At 65.1% G+C, this 20813-nt stretch carries 12 protein-coding genes; 5 read left to right on the forward strand and 7 right to left on the reverse strand.

Annotation, left to right across the window (positions count from 1 at the left end; genetic code table 11):
* Positions 1 to 62: 62 nt before the first annotated feature.
* On the reverse strand, positions 63 to 2360 hold the full coding sequence (gene metE, locus VDP79_RS07430; protein ID WP_323017570.1) for a 5-methyltetrahydropteroyltriglutamate--homocysteine S-methyltransferase: 2298 nt from the start codon (positions 2358 to 2360) through the stop codon (positions 63 to 65).
* 103 nt (positions 2361 to 2463) lie between these two features.
* On the opposite strand from metE, the gene VDP79_RS07435 reads away from it, so the two are divergent.
* Entirely contained in the window at positions 2464 to 3378 is a 915-nt protein-coding gene (locus tag VDP79_RS07435) for a LysR family transcriptional regulator (protein WP_323017571.1), read from the forward strand.
* Between the two features lie 5 nt (positions 3379 to 3383).
* Here the strand turns inward: VDP79_RS07435 and recX are convergent, their stop codons facing one another.
* Positions 3384 to 3896 (reverse strand): recombination regulator RecX, encoded by a 513-nt coding sequence (gene recX / locus VDP79_RS07440; RefSeq protein ID WP_323017572.1) that lies wholly within the window; start codon positions 3894 to 3896, stop codon positions 3384 to 3386.
* Entirely contained in the window at positions 3886 to 4956 is a 1071-nt protein-coding gene (recA, locus tag VDP79_RS07445; RefSeq protein ID WP_323017573.1) for a recombinase RecA, read from the reverse strand. Before recA ends, recX begins: the two co-directional genes overlap by 11 nt.
* Positions 4957 to 5193: 237 nt before the next feature.
* Between recA and VDP79_RS07450 the strand changes: the two genes are divergently transcribed.
* The 4 genes from VDP79_RS07450 (at position 5194) to VDP79_RS07465 (ending at position 10286) form a co-directional block, all read left to right on the forward strand.
* Positions 5194 to 5895 carry a response regulator transcription factor gene (locus VDP79_RS07450; protein WP_323017574.1) on the forward strand — a complete coding sequence of 234 codons (702 nt, stop codon included), beginning with the start codon at positions 5194 to 5196 and terminating at the stop codon, positions 5893 to 5895.
* Positions 5896 to 5903: 8 nt separating this feature from the next.
* Entirely contained in the window at positions 5904 to 7367 is a 1464-nt protein-coding gene (locus VDP79_RS07455) for a sensor histidine kinase (RefSeq protein WP_323017575.1), read from the forward strand.
* 50 nt (positions 7368 to 7417) lie between these two features.
* A complete protein-coding gene (locus VDP79_RS07460; protein ID WP_323017605.1) occupies positions 7418 to 9046 on the forward strand; it encodes an MFS transporter in 1629 nt (542 codons plus the stop codon).
* Positions 9047 to 9383: 337 nt separating this feature from the next.
* Positions 9384 to 10286 carry a recombination-associated protein RdgC gene (locus VDP79_RS07465; protein ID WP_323017576.1) on the forward strand — a complete coding sequence of 301 codons (903 nt, stop codon included), beginning with the start codon at positions 9384 to 9386 and terminating at the stop codon, positions 10284 to 10286.
* Here VDP79_RS07465 and VDP79_RS07470 read toward each other — a convergent pair.
* From VDP79_RS07470 to VDP79_RS07485, 4 genes are all read right to left on the reverse strand, one after another.
* The gene (locus VDP79_RS07470) at positions 10283 to 11575 is read right to left on the reverse strand and encodes an aspartate carbamoyltransferase (protein ID WP_323017577.1); all 1293 of its coding nucleotides are present in this window, start codon (positions 11573 to 11575) and stop codon (positions 10283 to 10285) included. The genes VDP79_RS07465 and VDP79_RS07470 overlap by 4 nt on opposite strands.
* 64 nt (positions 11576 to 11639) lie before the next feature.
* The gene (locus tag VDP79_RS07475) at positions 11640 to 12227 is read right to left on the reverse strand and encodes a hypothetical protein (protein WP_323017578.1); all 588 of its coding nucleotides are present in this window, start codon (positions 12225 to 12227) and stop codon (positions 11640 to 11642) included.
* 86 nt (positions 12228 to 12313) lie between these two features.
* Positions 12314 to 14599, reverse strand: a complete 2286-nt coding sequence (gene pbpC, locus VDP79_RS07480) for a penicillin-binding protein 1C (protein WP_323017579.1) — start codon at positions 14597 to 14599, stop codon at positions 12314 to 12316.
* Positions 14599 to 20595, reverse strand: coding sequence for an alpha-2-macroglobulin family protein (locus tag VDP79_RS07485; RefSeq protein WP_323017580.1), 5997 nt, complete (start codon positions 20593 to 20595; stop codon positions 14599 to 14601). Before VDP79_RS07485 ends, pbpC begins: the two co-directional genes overlap by 1 nt.
* Positions 20596 to 20813: the final 218 nt, after the last annotated feature.

Raw genomic sequence — 20813 nt, forward strand, 5'->3', positions numbered from 1 at the left:
AACCTTTCGATTATACCGTGCATCAGCGCCTGCTTATGAACCCCCGCCCGGGGGCGCTGCGATCAGGCGGCCTGGCGCAAGGTCCTGGCCGCATGCACCATGGATTCCAAGGCTGCCCGCGTTTCCGGCCAGGCGCGGGTCTTCAGGCCGCAATCTGGGTTGACCCACAGCCGCTCGGCCGGCAGGCGCTGGGCCGCCTTGCGCATCAGGTTCACCATCCAGTCTTCCTTGGGCACATTGGGGGAATGGATGTCATACACGCCCGGGCCGATATCGTTCGGATAGGCGAAATCCTCGAATGCGCCCAGCAGTTCCATATTCGAGCGCGAGGTTTCGATGGTGATCACATCCGCATCCATGGCTGCGATCGCCTGGATGATGTCATTGAACTCCGAATAGCACATATGCGTGTGGATCTGCGTGTCATCGCGCACCCCGCTGGTGGACAAGCGGAAACTGTCCACCGCCCAATCCAGATAGGCGGCCCAATCCCCATGGCGCAGCGGCAGGCCCTCGCGAAAGGCGGGCTCGTCGATCTGGATGATGGTGATGCCGGCCTGTTCCAGGTCCTGGACTTCGTCACGCAAAGCCAGGGCGATCTGGCGGCACGTCTGTTCACGCGGCTGATCGTCGCGCACGAATGACCACTGCAGGATCGTCACGGGGCCAGTCAACATGCCCTTGACCGGTTTGTCGGTCAGGGACTGCGCATAGGAAGACCAGGCTACCGTCATGGGCGCCAGACGGGCCACGTCGCCAAAAATCAGCGGCGGCTTGACGCAGCGGGAACCGTAGCTCTGCACCCAGCCGTAGGCCGTAAAGGCGAATCCGGCCAGCAATTCCCCAAAATATTCCACCATATCGTTGCGTTCAGGTTCGCCATGCACCAGCACATCCAGGCCGATGTCTTCCTGAAAACGGATCACGCGTTCGATTTCCGCACGGATGGCCTTTTCGTAGGCGGCATCCCCCAAAGCGCCCGAACGCCAGTCACGGCGCAGCGCCCGGATATCCGTGGTCTGCGGAAAAGACCCGATCGTGGTCGTCGGAAACGCCGGCAGCCCCAAGCGCTGCTGCTGACTGCGGATGCGCTGGGCAAACGGCGCGCGCTCACGGCTAAGCGCGGCGGAATCCGCCAGGCGGGCGGCGACATCCGTCCGATGGATACGGCCTGATGCGGCACGGTTGCGCACGGCCTGGCGGGCGGCATCCAGCGCCTGCTGTTCAGCCGCGCCGGCATTGCCGTCGACCAAGGCCTGCAACAAATGCAGCTCATCCAGTTTCTGGATGGCGAAGGACAGCCAGCCGCGCAGTTCGGCATCCAGGCCGGTTTCCAGGGACAGATCGATCGGCGTGTGCAGCAAGGAGCACGACGGCGCCAGCCACAGGCGGTCTTTCAACTGCGCGGCAACCGCTTTGATCTGGCCATGGATCCGATCCAGATCGGCCCGCCAGACATTGCGCCCGTCGATGACGCCCAGGGACAGCACCTGATCATCCCGCACACCGGACAGCACCGCATCCAGCTGAGCCGGCGCCCGGACCAGATCCACATGCAGGCCCTGCACCGGCAGCGCGCGCACCACATCCAAATTATCCCCGATGCCGCCAAAATAGGTGGCCAGCAACACCTTGGGACCCTGCGCGGCCAAGCGGGCATAAACGGCTGCAAACGCGTTTTTCCAGGCAGCAGGCAAATCCAGCACCAGAATCGGCTCGTCGATTTGCACCCACTCTACCCCCTGAGCCGCCAGACGTTGCAGCACCTGCTCATAGACGGGCAGCAAGGCCGCCAGCAAGGCCAGCTTGCCTTCGTCGGATGCGCCCTGCACGAAGGCATCGCCCTTGCCCAGCCACAACCAGGTCAGCGGTCCCGGGATCACGGGACGGGCGCGGTGCCCCAGCGCCTGGGCCTCGGCCACCTGCTCAAACAACGACTCGCGGGCAATCCGATAGGTCTGGCCGGGGTGCAGTTCCGGCACGATGTAGTGATAGTTGGTGTCGAACCATTTGGTCATCTCGCATGCCGCCGCCGGCGTGCCCGACGGCGCCCGGCCCCGCGCCATGCGAAACAGCGTATCCAATGCGACCGGCGCAGCCTCATCCTGGCCAAAGCGGGCCGGTACCGCCCCCAGCAGCGTGGTCCATTCCAGAATCTGGTCATACCAGGCGAAATCCCCGACTGGCGCCCACTGCAGTCCGGCCTGCGTCTGCACCGCCCAGTGGCGAGCCCGCAATTCACGCCCAGTCGCCAGCAGACTGTCCTGATCCGCCTTGCCCGCCCAATAGGCTTCCTGAGCCCGCTTCAATTCCCGGGCCGCGCCGATGCGGGGGAAACCAAGATTATGAATGATCGTCATGCTGAATCCCTGATAACATTAATAATATTCAATGAACAACATTGTGCACGGGAAGGATTCAAATAAAAAATCAAATCCTGCACTCATAACATGAGAGAAATTCATGCTAGAAGTCAGACACCTGGAAACCTTGCTGGCGATCCGCGACGGCGGCAGCCTGCAGGAAGCCGCCGAACGCCTGCATGTGACCCAATCCGCCCTGTCGCATCAGCTACGCGATCTGGAAGTCCGCCTGAAAACCCCGCTGCTGAACCGGCGCACCCGACCGGCGCGTTTGACCACTGCCGGTCTGCGGCTGGTCGCCTTGGCGGAAGACGTGCTGCCACGCATCCGCGCGACTGAACTGGAATTGCGCCGCCTATCGGCCGGACGCGCCGGCCGGCTGCACGTGGCCATCGACTGCCATTCCTGCTTTCAATGGCTGATGCCCACCCTGGACGCCTTTCGCAAGGACTGGCCGGAGGTCTCTCTGGATTTGAGCGCGGCGTTTTCTTTCGCTCCCCTGCCCGCGCTGAGCCGAGGCGACCTGGATGTCGTGATCACGTCCGACCCCGAAACACTGGACGGCGTGCACTACGCCCCGCTATTCGCCTACGAACTGGTGCTGGCGGTATCCAGCCAGGGGCCGCTGGGCGCGGCGCGCCGCGTCGAAGCCGAAGACCTGCGCGACCAGATCCTGATTACCTATCCGGTGGATCGCAGCCGGCTGGATGTGTTTACGGTATTCCTGGACCCGGCCGGGGTGGAACCCGCCGGCATCCGTACTGCGGAACTGACCCCCATGATCGTGCAACTGGTCGCCAGCGGGCGCGGCGTGGCCGCTCTGCCCAGCTGGGCGTTGGATGAATATAAGGATCTGCCGGGCCTGCACATCTGCCGGCTGGACGACGGCATCTGGCGCACGCTGCAGGCGGGCGTCCGGGCGGAAGACACCGATACAGCCTATGTGCAGGCGTTTTTGGAACAGGCGCGGCGGACGTGTTTCGAGGCCCTGCCAGGCATCCGCCAGGCAGGATGATGCCGTCAGGCAGATTCGTCAGTCGCCGAATCGCCGGAGCCGTCCACATCCGGGTCGAATGCGGTATCTCGGTCGGACAACAGGCGCCGAATCACATCGCTGCTGAATCCCCGCCCCGCTAAAAAGCGGTACTGCCGGGCATAGTCGCGAGCATCGGCGGGCGGTGCAGAAAACTTACGCTGCCAGACGGCACGGGCGCGTTCGGGTTCGGAGGTGCGCAGGGTGTCCTGCAGATCGGCCAGTTGTCCGTCCGCGACCCCTTGCTGCCGCAGGGCGCCCAGAATGCGCTGCGCGCCCTGCCGGCCGGCCGTGCGATGCACATAGGCCTGGGCATAGCGTTGGTCGGACTGCCAGTGGGTGCGCTGCAAATCATCCAGCACGGCTTCGATTTCGGCTGGATCATCACAATAAGCAGACAGCTTGCGCTGCAATTCCAGGCGGGAATGTTCCCGCCTGGACAAATAGGCCACCGCCCTGGCCTTCAGGCTGGGGCCGGGCCTGAAGGGACTATTCGCCATCCGCAGGAGCGGCGGCGACTGGCATGCCGCCGGCAGGCGCAGCCCGCAGCACCACCCCCAGCTGTTCCCGCACCTTGTTTTCGATCTCGAACGCCAAGGCAGGACGTTCTTTCAGGTAATCGCGGACGTTGTCCTTGCCCTGGCCGATACGGTCGCCGTTGTAGCTATACCAGGCGCCTGCCTTGTCGACGATGCCGGCCTGCACGCCCAGATCGATGATTTCGCCTTCGCGCGAAATGCCAGCGCCATACATGATGTCGAATTCCACCTGTTTGAAGGGGGGAGCGACCTTGTTTTTGACGACCTTGACCCGGGTTTCGTTGCCGACGACCTCGTCGCCCTTTTTGATGGAGCCGATGCGGCGGATATCCAGACGCACGGATGAATAGAATTTCAGGGCATTGCCGCCGGTAGTGGTTTCGGGATTGCCGAACATGACGCCGATCTTCATGCGGATCTGATTGATGAAGATCACCATGCAATTGGCGCGTTTGATATTGGCGGTGAGCTTGCGCAGGGCTTGGCTCATGAGGCGGGCCTGCAGGCCCGGCAGGGAATCGCCCATATCGCCTTCGATTTCAGCCTTTGGCACCAGCGCAGCCACGGAGTCGATGACGATCAGATCGACCGAGCCGGAGCGCACCAGCGCATCGGTGATTTCCAGGGCTTGTTCACCGGTGTCAGGCTGGGAAATCAGCAGGTCTTCGAGGTTGATGCCCAGGCGCGATGCGTATTGCACGTCGAGTGCGTGTTCGGCATCGATGAAGGCGCAGGTGCCGCCGATTTTCTGCATTTCGGCAATGACCTGCAAGGTGAGCGTGGTCTTGCCGGACGATTCCGGACCATAGATTTCAACCACCCGGCCACGCGGCAGCCCACCGACGCCCAAGGCGATATCCAGCCCCAACGATCCGGTAGAGACGACCTGAATGTCGTGTTCGACCTGATTGTCGCCGTAGCGCATGATGGAGCCTTTGCCGAATTGCTTTTCGATCTGCGACAGCGCGGCGGCCAGCGCCTTGGCGCGTTCGGGGTTGGCCTTGCCGGTGCGTTCGTCCATGGGGGGTTTCCTTTTACTGGGTGCGGTAGATGTCATGGGGGAAATTATGGCATTAATTATACTGTATAAAAACCCAGATATGATAATTCAATCCCATCCTGTCCGCCGCAGCCCGCCGGTGCGCTTCCCGCAGTCCATCGTTAACCCTAAATGACGGCCCGCCGCGCCCCATGCGACAATTCTCCACATCAGGGTGACTCGTCACCCGCCCCTGTTTCCCTGGATGTCATTCCCGCCATGCGTATCCTGATTGCCGAGGACGACAGTATTCTCGCGGACGGGCTATCCCGATCACTGCGCTACGACGGCTATGCCGTGGACGTCGTCCATGATGGCTCCAGCGCGGATTCCGCCCTGCAGCTACAGACTTTCGACCTGCTGATCCTGGATCTGGGCCTGCCCCGGATGACCGGCCTGTCCGTGCTGCGCAAGCTGCGCCAACGCGGCACCCCCCTGCCCGTGCTGATCCTGACCGCCGCCGATTCCATCGAACAGCGCGTCGAAGGCCTGGACCTGGGCGCGGACGACTATATGTCCAAGCCTTTTGCGCTCAGCGAACTCGAAGCCCGTGTCCGGGCCCTGATCCGCCGCCACGGCGGCGGCCGCGCATCGATGCTGCGCCACGGCCGCCTGGCCTTCGACCTGAATGGCCGGATCGCCACGATCGACGACGCACCGATCGAACTTTCCGCCCGCGAGACCAGCCTGCTGGAAATTTTCCTGTCACGCAGCGGCCGCATGATCAGCAAACACCAGCTGGTGGATCTGTTGTGCGAATGGGGTGAAGAAGTCACCACCAACGCCATCGAGGTCTACATCCACCGCCTGCGCAAGAAAATCGAACCCGCCGACATCCACATCCTGACCGTGCGCGGTCTGGGCTACTGCCTGGAACCGGAAAGCCGCAGCCAGACGGCCGATACGGCAGCCGCCACCTGACGCCGCCCATGTTCGCGGACTCACGCCCAGCCTATGCCCGGCGCCGCCGGCGGCGGCGCCATGCCACGCTGTTGGGCCGCATCCTGCTCTGGATGATCGTGCCGCTGTTCGTGCTGTGGTCCATTGGCATCGTGATCACCTATTTCATTTCCCTGAACATCGCCAATTCGCCCTACGATCGCACCTTGTCCAGCCATCTGCGCCTGCTGCGTCACGAAGTCGAACAGCAGCGCCTGTCCACGGGCATCACGCTGTCGGAATCCGCCCGCACCATCCTCGCGGGCAGCGGCGACGACACTCCCACCACCTGGCAGATCCTGGATGCCAATGGCCATCTGATGGCCGGCAACCCCAACATCCCCACCCCGGAAAACTGGACCTACGACATCGACCAGGTCCGCTACCGCAATGCCACGCTGAACCATCAGGCGATCCGCCTGGCTTACCTGTGGGGCGGACGCGACCGCGATGGCACCGGTTTCCTGACGGTCGTGGCCGAACCCGGCGAAGCCCGCGCCACCTTGCAGCAGGAAATCCTGACCGGGATGCTGACGCCGCAGCTGATCATTCTGCCGCTGGCGGCCATGCTGGCAGGCCTGGGTCTGACACAGGGCCTGGAGCCCCTGAGCCTGCTGCAGGAACACATGCGACGGCGTAAACCCAGCGACCTGTCGCCCATCCGCGACGACCTGGCTCCTGCCGAAATCGTGCCCCTGATCGCGGCCATGAACAATGTGCTGCAGCGCCTGTCGGCGTCCATCGAATCCCAACGACGCTTCGTCGCCAACGCCGCTCACCAACTGAAAACCCCGCTGGCCGGCATCCGCACACAATGCGAAATCGCCTTGCGCGAACAAGAACCCGCCCGCATGCGCGACAGCCTGCAGCAACTGATCACCGGGTCCCAACGCGCCACCCGGCTGGTCAATCAGCTGCTGCTGCTGGCGCGCGCCGAATCCCTGGACCCCAACCAGTCCCGCACCACCGAACAGCTGAATCTGCACACCCTGGCCGCCGAAGGCACCGGGGCATGGGTGCAGACCGCGCTGCAGCGGGGCATCGATCTGGGCTTTGAATCCTCGGACGAGAATCTGCCCGTCTTTGGCAACGGCATCATGATCCGAGAGCTGCTGAACAACCTGATCGACAATGCCCTGCTGTACACCCCCGCGGGCGGCCAAGTCACGGTGCGCGTGCTCGCCGACGGCGATCTGGCCTGCCTGGAAGTCCAGGACACCGGCCCCGGCATCCCGCTGGACGAGCAATCCCAGGTCTTCGACCGCTTCTACCGGATTCTGGGCCACGAGGCCGAAGGCAGCGGCCTGGGCCTGGCGATCGTACGCGAAGTCGCTGAACACCACCAGGCCAGCATCGCCTTTCTGCCGCCCGGCAATCACTACGACCCGGTCAGCGCCGGCACCCGGCTGAGGGTGTCCTTTCCGCGCGATCACGTTCCCAGGACCCGCACGTGAATCGAACTTCCCCCCTGACGTCCGACCCCATGGACGATGACCGGCGCCCCATGACGCACGAGGAACGCCGGGTGATTCTGGCCTCGTCCATGGGCACCGTCTTCGAATGGTATGACTTCTACGTATACGGTTCGCTGGCGGCCATCATCGCCCAGCACTTCTTTTCGGGCGTCAATTCCACCGCCGGCTTCATTTTCGCGCTCTTGACCTTTGCCGCGGGTTTCGCCGTGCGCCCCTTCGGCGCCCTGGTCTTTGGCCGGCTGGGCGACATGGTGGGACGCAAATACGCCTTCGTCGTCTCGATCCTGATCATGGGCCTGTCGACGTTCCTGGTCGGCGTGCTGCCCTCGTCGGCGTCCATCGGCACGGCCGCCCCCATGATCCTGCTGCTCCTGCGCCTGCTGCAAGGTCTGGCCCTGGGGGGTGAATACGGCGGCGCCGCCGTGTATGTCGCCGAGCACGCGCCCAATCACCGCCGGGGGTTTTTCACCAGCTGGATCCAGACCACGGCCACGACCGGCATGTTCCTGTCCCTGGTCGTGGTGCTGGGCACCCGCGCCACCCTGGGGCAGGAAGCCTTCGAAGCCTGGGGCTGGCGCGTGCCCTTCCTGATTTCCGTGCTGCTGCTGGTCATTTCCGTCTGGATCCGGCTGCGGTTGCACGAATCCCCGGCCTTCACCCGCATGAAATCCGAAGGCCTGATTTCTCGCGCCCCCATCAAGGAAGCCTTTGGCCGTTGGCGCAATCTGCGCCTGATCCTGCTGGCCCTGTTCGGCTTGACGGCGGGCCAGGCGGTCGTCTGGTACACCAGCCAGTTCTACGCCCTGTATTTCCTGACGGAAACCCTGCGAGTCGATGCCAATATCGCCAACATCCTGGTGGCCCTGGCATTGCTGCTGGCCTGCCCCTTCTTTCTGGTGTTCGGCGCGCTATCGGACCGGATCGGGCGCAAGCCCATCATCATGGCGGGCTGCCTGATTGCTTGCCTCAGTTATTTTCCGGTCTTCAAAGGCCTGACCCATTACGCCAATCCAGCGCTGGAACGGGCACAGAAAAGCGCCCCCGTCTACGTGGTGGCCGACCCCGATAACTGTTCGCTGCAATTCAACCCCATCGGCACCGCCTCGTTCACCAGTTCCTGCGACCTGCTGAAGGCCTTCATGGCCAGCCATTCGGTGCACTACGTCAATCAGGACGCACCGGCCAATACCGTGGCCTATGCCCTGATCGGCGACCAGCGTATCGATTCCTTCGAGGGCACCATCCTGCCACGCGCCGAATTCGCCCAGCGCAGCGCCGCCCTGCAGGACACGCTGCGCCAGGCGGTCCGCGACCACGGCTACCCCCATCATGCCGATCCCTCGCAGATGAATTACGCGATGGTGCTGTTGCTGCTGTTCTTTCTGGTGCTGCAGGTCACGATGGTCTACGGGCCGATTGCGGCCATGCTGGTGGAAATGTTCCCCACCCGCATCCGCTATACGTCCATGAGCGTGCCCTACCATATCGGCAACGGCTGGTTCGGCGGATTCGTGCCGCCCGTGGCCTTTGCCACCGTCGCCACCACCGGCAATATGTACGACGGCCTGTGGTATCCCATCGTCATTTGCGCCATGACGCTGATCGTCGGCACGCTGTTCATTCGCGAGACCCGGCACAACGATCTGGATGCCCTCTGATTCAGAGTACCGTCAGGGGCCATCCGGTAGAATCTTGATGTGCATCAAAGCTGGGCTCCGGTATCTTGTTCCCCCTTGCATCCCGGACCCGCACACACTTGATGCGCCGCCGTCCTTGCACCCCCCGCGAGCCTTTTTGTGCCTGGACGGCTGCCCCTCATGGCCCGGTATCGATACCGGGCCATTTTTTTCGCTCCTGCTCCGCCGGCGCCCAGTGGCCCGGCCTCCCGCCGCCAACCGGGCGGCGCGACACAGCCGCCGGCGGTGGCATGCACCGCATCGCGTACAATCAAAGCCCTCTTTTCACTGCCGCCTGCCGGCCTATCCGCACACGACCATGTGGTTCAAGAATCTCAAGCTCTATCGCCTCGCCCCCAATACCCAGCTGACCGCCGCCGATCTGGAAGCCGCCCTGGAACCCCTGGCCTTTCAGCCGGGCAGCAGCCAGGACAGCCAGGTGTCGGGCTGGCTGCCGCCCCGGGATGACAGCGGCCTGGCCTACGCCCAGCATGGCCAGATCCTGCTGCGCCTGCAGACCGAAAAGAAACTGCTGCCGACGACCGTGGTCAACCAGGCCAGCCGCGCCCGCGCCCTGCAAATCGAGGAGCAGCAAGGCTACAAGCCCGGTCGCAAGCAGATGAAGGAAATCAAGGAACAGATGACGATGGAGCTGCTGCCGCGCGCCTTCGTCATCGCTCACGACACCCACGTCTGGATCGACACCGTCAATCAGTGGATGGCCATTGACGCCGCCGCTACCGCCCGCAGCGACGAAGTCCTGAGCCTGCTGGCGAAAACGCTGACGCCCTTTCCCATCGTGCCCCTGCACGTGGAAATGTCACCGGCCGCCGCCATGACGCTGTGGCTGACGGAAGACGAAGCCCCGGCCGGATTCACCATCGACCAGGACACGGAATTGCGGTCCACCGGCGAATCCCGCGCCACGGTGCGCTACGTGCGCCAGACCGTGGACGCCGACGAAGTCCGCCGCCACATCCAGGCCGGCAAGCAATGCACGCGCCTGGCCATGACCTGGAACGACCGGGTATCGTTCGTGCTGACCGACAATCTGGACATCAAGCGCGTGGCGCCCCTGGATGTGTTGAAAGAACACCAGGACGCCCAGGCCGCCAACGAAGCCGAGCAGTTCGAAGCCGACTTCGCCCTGATGACGGGCGAACTGGCGCGCATGCTGGACGATCTGGTGGCTGCGCTGGGCGGGGAGCGCAAGACCTCTTAATACATGCCGTGGAACACGCTGTCGTCCGGACCGATATGGGACGGCGGCGTCCAGGTGACATCGCGCAACGAGTGCTGCACCAGGCCTTCCACCCCCAGCAGCACGGCGAAAATCGCCATCCGCACCGGGATGCCATTATCCGCCTGACGGAAAATCGCCAGGCGTGAATCGTGATTCAGATCGGTGCTGAGGTCGTGCGCACCTTCGCGGCTGTCGCGCGGCAGCGGGTGCATGACAATCACATCCGGCCCGCAGCAGGCGTCCACCAGAGCGCGGTTCACCTGGAAATCAGCCGTGTAGCCTTCCAGGTTCTCGCCGGCAAAGCGTTCTTTCTGCACCCGGGTGGCGTAGATGACGTCCGCCCCTTTCAGGCCGGCCGCCAGATCATGGGTCTGCTCGATCACATGGCCGTTCTTGCCGGCCTTTTCCAGTAGGTAGTCGGGCATCTCCAGCCCCGGCGGCGATACCAGGGTGAATTTCATCCCCCGGTACAGGGCCAGCAGCTTGATCAGCGAATGCACCGTGCGGCCGTATTTCAAGTCGCCCGCCATGACGATATGCGCCCCATCCAGCAGTTTGCCCAGGCGGGAAAACTCCGTCAGGATGGTGTACAGATCCAGCAGCGCCTGGCTGGGGTGTTCCCCCGCCCCGTCGCCGCCGTTGACCACCGGGATGTTGGTCGCAGCGGCGAATTCCGCCACCGAACCTTTTTCCGGGTGGCGGATCACCATGGCATCCACATAGCCGCTCATCACGCGGCTGGTGTCATAGATCGATTCACCCTTGGCCATGGACGAAAAGGTAAAGCCGGTGGTATCGCAGACCGAGCCGCCCAGACGGCAGAAGGCCGCCCCGAAACTGACCCGGGTGCGCGTGCTGGCCTCGAAGAACAGATTGCCCAGCACCGCGCCTTCCAGTACCCGCGAGACCTTTTGCCGCCGCGCGATGGGCTGCATCAGATCGGCGACGCGGAACAGTTCCTCGACCGATTCCCGTGTGAACTGATCGACGGACAGCAGCTGGTGCTTGCTATCTGCTGCAATGCGATCCCGCAGCGGCCCGGATTGTGCGCTTTGCGCATACTTTTCCATCAAGGCGCTGTTTTCGACGATTTCCGTGACGAACCGCGACACGACTTCCGGCATATTGCGCGCTTCCTGGGAGCCCTCTGGCAACAGCCAGGTGTCCAGGGCGCGGCGCTTGACACCGATGCGGGCGGCGAACACGTCGCGGGTCAGATTCAGGCGACGCATGGCATCGCGCAGGAAAACTTGCTGGGAAACGGCCATGATGGGCTCCGATATACGCAATGCGTAGATTTTCGCCTAAGTCACCACAGAAATGCAAGCACCTTTAGGGGACGCCGGCCACGGAACGGGCGGCAATATCCGCATTATGTGCAGACCCCACGCCAAAGGCCAACTGCTGCTCCTGGACCGGGGCGGCATAGGCCGGGGCCGCCAACATGATCTGCCCCACCACCAGCGCCAGGCGCAAGCCAGGGTGGGCCGCCGTGGCAGCACGGACCTTTTTCAAACCCTCGTCCTTCAGGATCAGCATCAATACCCCTCCACCGGCCTGATCCGTCGCGGACTGGATGCCCATCAGATCGCTGCGATCAATGATGGCATCCGTGCGCACATACAACAGGCCTGACGGTTTCAGCGGCACCGGCGTCCAGCCGGGGTGCGAACGGGTATCCGCCAGAAATACACGCAGATCAACCGCCTCGCGATTGGGGGCCACAGCCCGGACAGGATCGGAACGCACCATCGCCGTCGCCGTCGCACTGGATGCCTCGGCCATCGTCTGACCTGACGGCACCCCAGCCCCGGCGCCCGGCACAGCCTGACAGGCGGCCAAGGCGGACGCCAGCAACACCCCCGCCCCCGCCCGCAAGCAGCGTCGCAGTCCATCGCCTCGGCTTTTTGGATGGTTCATGGTCCGGCCCTTTTGCACTTGCTCTCTCATCCCCCCGATGATGACATACTTTAGCGGCCCGTCTGACCCAAGCAGCGCCATCGTCCTTAGCGATCCGGCGCTGCCCAGGAGCCGGCACGCACGGTCACCTGCGCCTGATCCAGCACACTGCCCTGGGCATCTCTCAGTTGAAACACATGCCGCCCCGGCTGCGGCGCCCAATCCGGTGCGCCTCCCGCCCCGTAAGGCTGACCGTTCAAAAACCAGCGGACATCGGTCACCGGGCGAGACAATGCGTCCACCGCCCGCAGGGGCAGGCGCTGACGCTTCCAGGGAATATCCGGGTCCAGTGCGATCACGGTGCCATCGACCGGCGCCGCAATCCGGGGGCGGCCAGGCGTGGCGCCCTGACCCGGCGGGGCGAATACCGCCTGGGTGGTATCGCCCAGAAAATATTCAACACGCGCCGGTTCCAGGCCTGCTGCAAAGCGGACTGGCGCCGGCACCACCTCATCGGGTCGGGCCGGCTGCCCCGCCGGTAAGCCGGCGACACGCCCCAGCGAGCCGGCAACAACACGGGGCGGCGCTGACGGACTGGCGTGATCCTTGTGCAAGGCAGCGCGCCGCCGCGTCAGCCACTCCATCAGATCATGCCAGATCGGCCCCGCTCCGCTGACGCCGGACACCTGCCGCATGCTGGCGCCCGCGCTATTGCCCACCCAGACGCCCACGGTGTCATCCGCCGACCAGCCCACGGTCCAGTTATCGCGCATGTCACGGCTGGTACCGGTCTTGACCGCCGTCCAGGACTGGGTGGATAAAGGGCTGTCCAGCCCGAACGTCCGCGCGCGCGCCTGACGGTCCGCCAGGATATCGCCGACGATCCAGGCTGCGCCAGAAGAAAACACCGGCGATCCCGCCTGATCCGGCGCATCCGGGCGCGCCGCCGCCATGCGGACCGGTGCGTAATCCCCGCCTCGTGCCAGCGCCCGGTAAGCATTGGTCAGGGACAGCAGCGTTACGTCGGCGGATCCCAGCGCCAGGCTGTAACCGTAGTAGTCCCCGTCCCGCGTCAAGGGCAATCCCAGCGCCGTCAGGCGCTGCGCCAGCACATCCGTGCCCATCAGCAGCAAGACACGCACCGCGGGAATGTTCAGGGACGAGGCCAGCGCCGTGCGCGCGCTGACCCAGCCGCTGAAACGGTGATCATAGTTGTCGGGGATGTACAAGCCGCTGCCGCCATCCAGGTCCAAAGGCCGGTCATCCAGCAGGGACGCCGCCGTCAGACGCTGCTCGTCCAGCGCCAGGGCATATAAAAAAGGCTTCAGGGTCGACCCGGCCTGGCGCAGCGCCTGGGCATGATCCACCTCGGCGGCCTCGGACAAACTTCCGGACGAACCCACATAGGCCCGCACCGCCCCCGAACGGTTATCCAGCACCACCACGGCGGCATCCGTCACCCCCGTCCCCTGCAGATCCATCAAATGGCGGCGCACCGAACGCACGGCCAAGGCTTGCAGGTCCGCATCCAGCGTGGATCGGACCGTACCGTCCGCCGATACCTGCCCGTCCCGGATCAGCTGGTGCGCCCAATGCGGCGCCAGACCCGGCGCCTCGAAGCGGGAGGCATGCGCCCGCGACAGCGACAGGCCGATGAAATCCCGCAGGCCCTCGCAGCCCTCCGGGCGCCCCAGGTCCTGCAGCAAGGCGCAGCTGCGCTGGGTCAGGACAGCCACCGATGCATTGGGCCCGCGCAGCAAGACAGCGGCCAGGGCCGATTCGCGCAAGGTCAGCCCCGATGCCTGCTTTTGGAACATCACCCGCGACAAGGCATCCACGCCGCGCAGTTCACCCCGGTAATCGGCCAGATTCAGATAGGCCTCCAGGATCTGCGCCTTGGACCAGCGCGACTCCAACTGGCGGGCCGCCTGCATCTGATCCAGTTTCTGCCACACCCCTCGGCCAGCCGGTCCGCGCCGCAGATCCGCATCCAGCATGGCCGCCAACTGCATGCTCAGGGTCGAGGCCCCGCGCCGGCCATCGCCCCACGCCGCCGTCCAGGCCGCCGACGCGCTGGCCAGCCAGTCGACTCCCCCATGCGCATAAAAACGATGATCTTCAGACTGCACCACCGCCCGCTGCAAGGCGGCTGAAATATCCTGCAGCGGCGCCCAATCCCCGCGCCGGGCGGAAAAGTCCGTCCGGACGCGCTGGATCTCCCGGCCATCGGCCGCCAGCACCCGGATGTCCGACGCACGCCAGGCCTGACGCACCGCCTCGTAATCCGGCAAGGCGGCAGCAGACACCGCGACATCCGCCGCCGCCGATGCCGATGCCGACAGCGGCCACAAGGCCGCCGCCAGCAGCCAGACCCCCAGGCGGCGCCCAAGCATCAATCCGCCGCCACCCGGAACGGCTCGTTGGGCAGGCTGCCGAACACATCGGGCTGGTACAGCGCCTCGATCCGCGTCGGGGGCAGCTGATAATCCCCCGGCGTGTTCAGACGCACCGTGTATTCCAGATCCTGGACGCCTGCGGTCAGGACCTCAAAATACGCCCGGTACATGCCCGCATCACGTTCGATGAAGGTCGGCCGGTCCCAGAACGGCTGACCTTCGGATTCATCCTGGACGGCAATCGCCGAATCCCGCCCCAGGCTGCCGCCCAGAATCGACGCCCCGGCCGGCACCGGGTCGCTGATCACCGACCAGACGACCGGCTCGCGGCTATGGATGCGCAAACTGACCCGGTAGATGTCGCCCACCGACCATCGGTCCGGCCGGGCGCGGGACACCGGCGTGATATTGCGTTCCACGCGCATGCCTGCATCCACGGGGCGTGTCTGCGGCACAGCGGCTCGCGCCGTCACCGTCGCCCAGCCGCTGCCTGCTCCCTGCTGCGCCAGATCCACCGTCCCCTGCCGGGACGGCGGCCAGGGCAGATCCAGCGTCTGGCGATGAATGCCATCCGCCAAGGGCATCTCGGCCCAGACCAGTGTCTGTGCCTGCCCCGGCGGCAGCGCCACTGACACGGCCCCCTGCCCGGCTTGAGTTTCCACCTGCCGCGCATAGTCATTGACTGCCAGCATGCCCAACACGTTGGCCGTCGTCGTCGACCAGGCCCCGTGGCTTTGGAAGGACAGCAGCCCCGTCAGCAGGCGCGACAGGTCCGGGCGCCACTCCGGACGCGGCAAGACCGTCATCAGCAAGCGCGCCTGGGCTGTCGCAACATTGCTCATCAACCACCAGCCCTGATCCGCCGTTGCATCCGACAGCACCAGCGACGTCCCGTGACGGCTGAGCCGCGCCCGCAATACCGCATCGGTCTGCGCCAGCAGCGCCGCACGATCCGGCAGTTCAGGCACATGCTGCAAGATGGACAGCCAGGTCACCACGGCGGGCGTCGGCCAATCGCTGACGTCCAGGGCAAAGGAATCCAGCATGCCCGGCTGCCAGGCCCCTGCCAAGGCCAGGGCATCGATGGCGATCAATTTGCGCCAGAACAGATCCTGCACCGGCGCCCAGGCGGACTCGTCCAGCCGGCCCAGGACAAAATCCTGCAGGGCGGACAACATGCGCTCGCGCGCCTGGGCAGGCAGCGCGTACGCCTCGCCGGCCGCCTGCGCGCGCGCCGAGACCTCGACCAGCTGGGCAGTCAGAATCACGCTGCCGCGCCCGCCGGGGAAATACGCCAGCAGTCCGGCATCGTCCTGATAGTCCGGCAGCCGCTGCATCAGCGCCTGCCAGGCGGCCGCGTCCTGCATGCCGACGGCTTTGGAGCTGAGCTGTTCCATGCAGGTATAGGGATACGCTGCCAGCCAATCCTGCACACCCGGCAGGGTTCCCGCCAAACTGGACTGCAGCCGGACCGTGACACCGCCGCGCGGCGTCCCTTGCGCATCCCGCTGCGCCTGGGCCGAGGCATCGACCGGCAAGCGCTGCGGCACTCCCTGGCGAATCTGCAACAGCGTCGCCTGCCGCACGCTCACCGGCACGGCGGCTTGCAGCGTCTGGCGCACCACGATCCGATCTGCCGCCTGCTGGGCGCCGGGTCGTGTCTGAGCCGCAAAGGTCCACTGCAAGGTTTCACTGTCCTGCTGGTTCCCCAACAAGGGCGCATCCACCGGCCACTCCAGCGTGACGGATGCGCCGCCCGCCAGATCCAGGGTCTGCACCGGCAAAGACTGCCCGGCGCCGCCCGACGCCTGCACCTGCGCCGACACGCTCAAGGGCAGCGCCGCCTGGGTGCGATTGCGCACGGTGACGCGGGCCTGATAGTGGTCGCCTTCACGCACCACCTGGGGCAGGCCCGAAACCACCTGCAGATCCTGGGTGCTGATGATATCGGTCGAACCCGTGCCAAAGCGCCCCTGCCCCTGATCGACCACTGCCACCAACCGGAAGCGCGTCAGCGAATCATTCAGCGGCACTTCGATTCGCGCCCGCCCCTGATCGTCCAGCGTCAGGTCGCCACGCCACAACAGCAGGGTGTCGAACAGTTCGCGCGTCGCCCCAAAGCCCCCGCCGCCGCCCGGCGGCACGGCCTTGCGGCCATAATGCCGCCGCCCCACTACCTGTCCCTGACTGGTGGCCGTGCGCACGCCCTCGTCGCGCTCGACCCGCATGGCATCCAGCAAGTCCCAGCTGCGGTTGTCCATCAATTCCAGCAAGGCCGCATCCACGGCGGCAAACGCCACCCCGGCGCCCGCAGCCGGTTTGCCATCGGGCAGGAAGGCCTGGATATCCACCTGCGCCTTGTCCCGCACCTGATAGGTCTCATGATCGGCCTTGACCTGCACTTTCAGGCGGTCTTCATCGCTGCTGACGCGGATCTGCGCCAGCCCGAAACGGAAGGACGGCTTGGCCAGATCGACCAGCCCTGTCGGCGCCGGGGCGTCATCGACCTGAGCAGCCCGGGCGCGCATCCAGTCCACCGGATGGCGCCAGCCCCAGTCAAAGAAGGATGCCCAAGGCACATGGCGGATACGGCCGCGCACCGCCAAGACGGAAACATAGACGTTCGGCCCCCACTCGGCTTTGACCGGCAGGCGCACCACAGGCTGATCGCCCTCCAGGGACACGACATGGGTTTCCAGGACACCTTCGCGTTCCACCGCCACCAAGGCCTGCGCCTGACGAAACGGCATGCGTACGGTGAATTCGGCGGTTTCGCCTGGACGATAACTGGTCTGGGACGGAATCACGTCGATCCGGTCGTCATCCCCGCCGGAGAACCAATTTTCACCGCCCCACACCCAGATCGACGTCGCCGCACGGGACACACGGTTCTGGGCGTCCCGGGCCTGAGCGAACAATTGGATTTCCCCATCCCGATCCAGGCTGACGGGACATGCCAGCAGCCCCTTGGCGTCCGTTCTTCCCTGGCACAAGGTGCCCAGTGAGTCGACCTGTGCATGCGTGTCGTAGGCATAGAACCCGCCCACCAGGCGCTTACGCGTGGAATAGGTGGTCCGCACCCGGCCATCCAATTGCACCGCCACGCCCGCCTGAGGCCGGCCCTGAGCGTCCACCGCCAGCAGTTTGACGGTCGACGTGTCATTGCGCGACATCCAGCGACCGGTCTGCAGCCCCACCGTCACGGCTGCCGGCCACACCTGCGCCGTCTGCGACAAAGTCTGGATTTCCCCATTGGGGTCGGCGAACGAGGCCTCGAACAGCCAGGACTGGGGAGCATGCACAGCAGGCAGATCCCGCAGATCGACCCGCGCCCCGCCCTGCGCATCCAGGCGCAGAGGACGTTTGTCCAGAATCAGGCGGCGCAAGCCATCGGGCGCCACCTGATCCGGCTGATCCTGCAGGCTGTCCGGCACCCCGAAACTGAAATCTGCATAATCACTGAAGCCCGGGGTCAAAGGCTGCGCCACCGCCGACAAGCTTGCCTCCAGATCCCGCGCCGGTCCGCCCGACTGCCAGGCCAGCTGCAGATCCGCCTGAACAAGGGCTGGCGCAATCAGAGGGCCTGCCGTCGCCGGCGCTGCGCCGTCCGATGCTGCATCCGCCGTGATCTTCAGCGACCCCGTCAACAAAGGCAGCTTGAAGGCCTCGACCCGGAAACCGCCGGCAAAGATCGTCGGCGTCCAGCCATCGTCCTGAGTATCACTAGCAGGCGGCGTCATCTGGATCGCATACTGCCCCAATTTTGCTGTGCGGGGGATGGCATAGTCCAGCAAAGCATACAGACCGCCGCCGGGGCTCAACTGCCACGCGACCGGCAGGCCGACGCTATCGCCAGAGCCTTCGTGCACAATATCTACTGTCTTGGGCAGGCAATCGGGCTTGCCCGCTGTCAGGCAGTCGGTCGGCGGATTGCGCACTCCGTCACGCGTCAGATCGCGCAGAAACAGCTTCATGGATACCGTTTCGCCCGCTCGCAGCAAAGATCGGTCCAGCACGGCATGAGCCACCTGGTCCGGCGTCGGCGATTGGCTGGTGGGTACATCAAAGCGCCAAGGCTCGATCCCCTGGTCCCAACTGGACCAGGCAAAGGAGAAATCCGCCTGACCATGCGCTGCCGGGTGATCGGCAGCGACCCGCGCCGTCACGAATATCCCCGATTGCTCCGTCCCCTCGCAATAGGCGTCTGCAGGCACTGCCCCCAGCGAATGCCACACCCCCTGTGCATCGGTCTGTCCCTGGCGGATGCGCGTGCCATCGCAGCTGAGTATCGCGACCTGGGCATCTGCCACCGGCTGCCCGCCGTCCAGCGTCGTCACCCAGACCAAGGCATCATCGCGGCCCGTCTTGATGTGCACCGCCAAGTTGGTGACCAGCACCGCCGAACGCACATACATGGTGTCGCCCGGCTTGTCCTTGTCTGCCAGCAGCGCCGCCCCCAATTTAGGGGATGCGGCTTCCAGCACATGCAGGCCGGGCGCCGCCACCGGCACCCCGATCATCTCGATATCCTTGCCTTGGGCATCCTGCAACCCCGGCAGCGTCAGCGTGCGGGCGGCATCCTGCGTACCGAACACGGACCGCGACCGCACATCGATCAGGGCTTCGTCCTGTTTCGAATCCCGCATCGCGCGCGAGGCCAGCACATCGGCGAACTGGCCTGCCGTCAATTGCCCCGCCTGCAGACGCTGGACCTTCGCCATCCATTGCAGCGCCTGCACATCGTCGGTCGTGACGTGATCGTCCACCCGTCCGGCGGAAATCAGCATCTCCCGGGTCCGCAACTGCGGCCCGACCCGCCGCAGCGCCAACGGCGCCAACGCCGGCCTATCCTGCGCCGGCGCGCCATCGGCAAAACGCTCGATGATCCCGAACGGCCCGGAAGCGAATTTCACCAGCGGCGGCAGCGCATCGATCGGCACGTCCAGGGGAAAGCGCGACGCGTTGACCAGCGTGCGCCCCATGTCGTCGCGCAGGTCCTTGGGCAGCACCAAGCGCAATGTGGATTGTTCTGCGAACGGCGCGCCAAACGTCAGGCTGGATACCGAATCCGGCGCGGCCTCGTCATCGACCGCTTGTATCTGCCGCGGCCCGTTCGGGGTTTCCAGCCGGACCTGATTGGCCAAGGCGCGCGGCACCGGACTGGAAAACGTCAGGCCGATCGGAAACAGCGGTGAACACGGCGCCTGGGCATTGCTGCGGGTGCAGTTCATCGAGGCCCGGAAAGGCCCCCGCACCTTGAAATCCTGTGTCAACACGGTCCGGCTGACCACGCCCGGTTGGCCTGACAGATCCGGGGATTTCACCCCCGGCCCGACCACCAGACGCACCTGGGCCGAAGACGGCAGCAGGCGCTTGCACTGCAGCAAGCGGGCATCCGCCAAGCGCCGGGGATCGCCCTGGTCCCAGCCGATAGACTGCAGGATCTGGTCGCGATGATCGCCGCCGATCAGGCGCACCGGCACCGATTCCCCCAATCCCTGGATCTCGCAATGCGCATGCGCCAGAATCGACTGCGGATCGGTCGCGGTATTGAAGCGCAGCACGAAGATCTGGTCTTCCACGATCCCATGATCCCAGGGATAGGACACCTGTGCCCGCGGCCCGCCCGTGGTAAAGGCATAGGTTTTGCCGCCGTCCAGCCGCTGCCCCTGCAGATCCCGGAAATCGGGATTGGGGTCCGCCTGGCACGACACGGCGCCCGCCAAGGGCCGATCAAAGGAATAGACCCAATGCTGCGGATCCACCCAGCGCCCTGATCCCTTGACCGCGTCCGAATCGCAACGGATCCGATAAGGGTCTGCCGCCAGATCGTCGCCCAGTGCAATCGCCGGCGCGTCGAAATCCACCTGCGCCTGCACGATCCGGGCCATGGCCCCCTGAGGGGTAAAACGCGTGACCTGAGCGGCAGAGACCGACGCGGCCCAACCCAGCATCAGACCAGCCAGCAGAGTACGGGAGAGGATCGGATGCATGGGGCGGCCCTGTTCTGTGGTTCTGCTGATGCCACGTCCTGTGCAAGGCGCGCACGGCCGGGCGGCGATGCAGGCAGGTTACCACCACCCCCATGCCGCCACCAAGACGTCTTATGCGATAATTCCCGCTTTCCCGGCGGCCGGCCATCCGCGCCCGCCGCCGTCGGGGGCCTCTAGCTCATGCCTGGTTAGAGCAGCGGACTCATAATCCGTTGGTG

Source organism: Castellaniella sp. (genome assembly GCF_034675905.1).
In the GTDB taxonomy this organism is placed as follows: domain Bacteria; phylum Pseudomonadota; class Gammaproteobacteria; order Burkholderiales; family Burkholderiaceae_B; genus Castellaniella.